The following is a 3304-nucleotide window of genomic DNA, read 5'->3' as shown; positions in this document are numbered from 1 at the left end:
ACTGCTGCACTGGGCCGTGGAGGGGGGAGGGGCCTTCAGCGTCGATGCCTGGCTGACCCCGCGCCCTCGGCTCCGGCTGCCCCTGGTGGGGGCGGTGGGTGCCCTGGCGGTGGCCCTGGCGCTACCGGCGCTCGCAGGGCAGCCGCCTGCCCCCGGTGCCTCGGCCAGACGCGGCGCGGGCGCCTCGGAGCGGGAGCTCTTCCTCGTGCAGCAGCCGCCCCAGCTCAAGGCCGCGCTGGCCACCGGCCAGCAGTCGCTCGGCGGGCGTGGCTTCCCCGCGCGCGAAGTCGAGGTGCTGGTGTGCGGGCCCGCGATCACCTCGCTCCTCGCGGGGGACGCGATGGAGGCCCGTCTCGCCGAGGCGAAGCAGGCCGGCATCCGGGTGGTCGCGTGCGGGCTCACCCTGAAGGAGAAGGGGATTGCCCCGGACACGCTGTCCCCCTCGGTGGAGGTGGTGGAGAACGGCCTCGTGGAGGCCCTCCAGCGTCAGGCCGAGGGCTTTCGCTCGGTGGAGCTCTGACCGCCAGGGGCATTCGGGGGGCGCGGGAACTTCAACTCCGTCGCCTCGTGTCCTCGGTCTCAACCCCGAAGTGGAGCTCCTCGAATGAATCGCAACGTGCTGCTCGTCCTCGCCGCGCTCGTCATCATCCCGCTCGCCGCCATCGCCGCGGCGCCGTCCCAGTCCCCCGGGAAGAAGGCGCCCGCGCAACAGGGCAAGCTCGTCTTCGTGTCCACCACGGGCCTGGAGGACATCGGCACGCTCTCCAGCTCCTTCCGGCACGCGAAGACGGCCAAGGAGTCCGGCTACCTGTCGGACGTGGTGTGGCTGAGCTACGGCCGCGCGGTGGTGGCGTTGGATCCGACGGTCAAGGCCGTTCCGGAGGCGGTCCGCAAGGAGGCCCAGGCCGCGAAGGCCGCGGGCGTCCGGCTGGTGGCCTGCGGCAACGCGCTCGCGAAGTTCGGCATCGACCCGAAGAAGCTCCAGCCGGAGGCGGAGGTGGTGGACAACGGCGTGGCGGAGCTTTCGCGCCTGGTGGCCGAGGGCTATCAGGCCATCCGCTACTAAATGTCCCTTCAGCACCGGCGCCAGGTTCCCGCTATGTCTCCTCGTGGGGATGGCCAGGAAGGCATCCTCACGGCCGGGCGGTCTTCGCCTCGGACGTGACGGGGACCTGTGGAGGAGGCGACCGGGCGATGACGACGCGAACCGATGAGCAGCTGGTGGAGGCCGCGCGCGCTGGCGACGACCAGGCGCTGGATGAAGTCCTCGCCCGCCACGAGAAGCAGGTGTACCGCTTTGGCCTGCGCATGTGCGGCTCGGAGGAGGACGCCAGGGAGGTGCTCCAGGAGACGCTGCTCGCGGCCTTCCGGGGCCTCCATGCGTTCCGGGGCGACGCGGAGCTGTCCACGTGGCTGTTTCAGGTTGCCCGCACGCACTGCTTCCGCCTGCGCCGCAAGCGCGTCGGAGCGCCCGAGGAGTTCCATCCCCTCGACTCCCCCGCCGCCACCCACGTCGCCGCGGAGGAGGCCACCCCGGACATGGTCTCCCATGCGCGGCAGATGGGGGAGGTGTTGCAGGCGGCCATCCTCGCGCTGCCGGAGGCCCATCGGGAGGTGCTCATCCTCCGGGACGTGGAGGGCCTCTCCGCGGAGGAGGCGGCGAAGGTGGTGGGCATCGAGGTGCGGGCGCTCAAGAGCCGGCTGCACCGCGCGCGGCTCCAGTTGCGCGAACACCTCTCCACGCTGATGGGGGAGGGGGCCCCGGGACAGGCCCCGGCGTGCCCGGAGCTGGCGCAGGAGCTCTCCGCGTTCGCCGCGCGGGAGGTGGATCAGGCCACCTGCGTGCGGCTGGAGGACCACCTGTCGCGCTGCCCACGCTGCGCCGCCGCGTGCGACTCGCTCAAGCGCACGGTGTCCCTGTGCCGGCGCATCCCGGGGGATGAGGTGCCCGCGCCCGTGCGCGCGGCCGTGCGCCAGGCGCTGTCTCAGGCGACGAGGCCGTGAAGGGGCAGGCGCAAGGCGTCCGAATCTATCTTCACCGCATGCGAATGCTCATGGGGCTGCTGCTGGCGGGCGCGCTGGGGTGGGGCTGCCAGGCGTCCGACGCTCCGCCGGACTGCACCGCCACGTATGTCGCCTGTGGTTGCGGCTGCTGTGGCGGGGTGGAGCCCAAGGTGGAGTGTCTGTCCTGCGAGAACGGGGATGACCTCCAGGCGCTCATTGAAAAGGACCAGGAGGCGAAGAAGGATCCGCAGTGCGCCTCCGCAGGCTGCTCCGTGGGGACGAAGTACGTGTACTGCGATGCGAACTCCCCATGAGCCTCATTCAAGCGCCGTTGCGAGGAAAGCAGCGATGACCTCACCCGCGCAGCCGCTGGACTGGGACGAATTGGAGCGTCGCGTGGCGACCTGGGAGCCGCTCCCCGACCCGGTGCTCTGTCCGAGCTGTGGCAGCCCGGTCCGGATTGAGTACGTCCACCACGGGGCGCTCGCGTCCGCCAGCCTCGACTGCACCGGGTGCTCGAGCGCCGTCAGGCTCTGCCGGTTCCCGCTCAAGATGGAAGCGCGCCCGGCGCCGGCGGCTCCCGTTCCCGGCGCGCGGCTGCTTCTGGTGGTTGAGGACACCTTCGCCATCCAGGGGCGCGGAGTCCTCGTCGTGCCCGACGTGGACCTGGGGGAGCAGGTACAGTTGGAGGTCCGCGTGGCGTTGCGGCGGCCGGAGGGCGACGTCCTGCACGCTGGCGCGCTGGCGCAGGTTCCGCTCGGCTCGTTCCGCTCAAGGCCTCGGCACGTGCTCTGCTTCCGCACGCTCTCCAAGCAGGACCTTCCGCGAGGAACGGAGGTGTGGCTGCTTGGAGAGGACGAAGTGGCGCCGCCTACGCCGCGGTGAAGGGCAGGGCGGCCACCGTCACCGTGCCCGCGCCTTCGCCCAGCGTCAGCTCCGTGCCCGGCTCCAGCGAGTCGCGGTGCACGTAGCCCAGCGCCACCCGCTGGCCCTTCACCGGTGACGTCACCACGCTCGTGACCCAGCCCACCTTCTTCTCACCCCGGCGCAGCTCCGTGCCGGGCGCCACGTCCTTCTCACCCAGCAGCAGCCCCGCCAGCTTGCGGTTCATGTGGCCGCGGAAGGTGGCCCGGGCAATCACTTCCTGCCCGATGTAGCAACCCTTGTTGTAGGAGATGGCGTTCGTCAGGTTCGCCTCCAGCGGGATGGTGGTGTCCACCATGTCCTGCCCGTAGCGCGGCACCCCCGCCTCCACCCGCACCCGCTCCAGCGCGTCGAACCCCACCGGCTTCACCCCGTC

Annotated in this window: 6 protein-coding genes; 5 read left to right on the top strand and 1 reads right to left on the bottom strand. The window is 71.4% G+C overall.

Features of this window, described 5'->3' with window-relative positions:
• The 5 genes from D7X55_RS37690 to D7X55_RS37670 all read left to right on the top strand — a co-directional run.
• Nucleotides 1-520 (top strand): DsrE family protein (locus D7X55_RS37690; protein ID WP_121725555.1); only part of this gene is annotated, 520 nt, incomplete at its 5' end.
• Between the two features lie 84 nt (nt 521-604).
• Nucleotides 605-1066, top strand: a complete 462-nt coding sequence (locus D7X55_RS37685; RefSeq protein WP_121725554.1) for a DsrE family protein — start codon at nt 605-607, stop codon at nt 1064-1066.
• 128 nt (nt 1067-1194) lie between these two features.
• Entirely contained in the window at nt 1195-2004 is an 810-nt protein-coding gene (locus D7X55_RS37680; RefSeq protein ID WP_121725553.1) for a sigma-70 family RNA polymerase sigma factor, read from the top strand.
• A gap of 38 nt (nt 2005-2042) precedes the next feature.
• A complete protein-coding gene (locus D7X55_RS37675; RefSeq protein WP_147468296.1) occupies nt 2043-2318 on the top strand; it encodes a hypothetical protein in 276 nt (91 codons plus the stop codon).
• Nucleotides 2319-2352: 34 nt separating this feature from the next.
• Entirely contained in the window at nt 2353-2889 is a 537-nt protein-coding gene (locus tag D7X55_RS37670; protein WP_121725551.1) for a hypothetical protein, read from the top strand.
• On the opposite strand, the gene D7X55_RS37665 is transcribed toward D7X55_RS37670, so the two are convergent.
• A partial coding sequence (locus tag D7X55_RS37665; protein ID WP_304988917.1) for a folate-binding protein YgfZ occupies nt 2876-3304 on the bottom strand: 429 nt, incomplete at its 5' end. The two genes, D7X55_RS37670 and D7X55_RS37665, sit on opposite strands and share 14 nt — an antisense overlap.

The organism is Corallococcus sp. AB049A (assembly GCF_003668885.1).
Lineage (GTDB): Bacteria > Myxococcota > Myxococcia > Myxococcales > Myxococcaceae > Corallococcus > Corallococcus interemptor.
Note: the sequence above shows the minus strand (reverse complement) of the source record. Positions and strands in the feature narration are given on the sequence as shown.

Excerpts from the sequence above, each read along its gene's own strand:
- D7X55_RS37670 (WP_121725551.1), top strand. The coding sequence starts at position 2,353 with ATGACCTCACCCGCGCAGCCGCTGGACTGGGACGAATTGGAGCGTCGC.
- D7X55_RS37685 (WP_121725554.1), top strand. The coding sequence starts at position 605 with ATGAATCGCAACGTGCTGCTCGTCCTCGCCGCGCTCGTCATCATCCCG.
- D7X55_RS37680 (WP_121725553.1), top strand. The coding sequence starts at position 1,195 with ATGACGACGCGAACCGATGAGCAGCTGGTGGAGGCCGCGCGCGCTGGC.
- D7X55_RS37675 (WP_147468296.1), top strand. The coding sequence starts at position 2,043 with ATGCGAATGCTCATGGGGCTGCTGCTGGCGGGCGCGCTGGGGTGGGGC.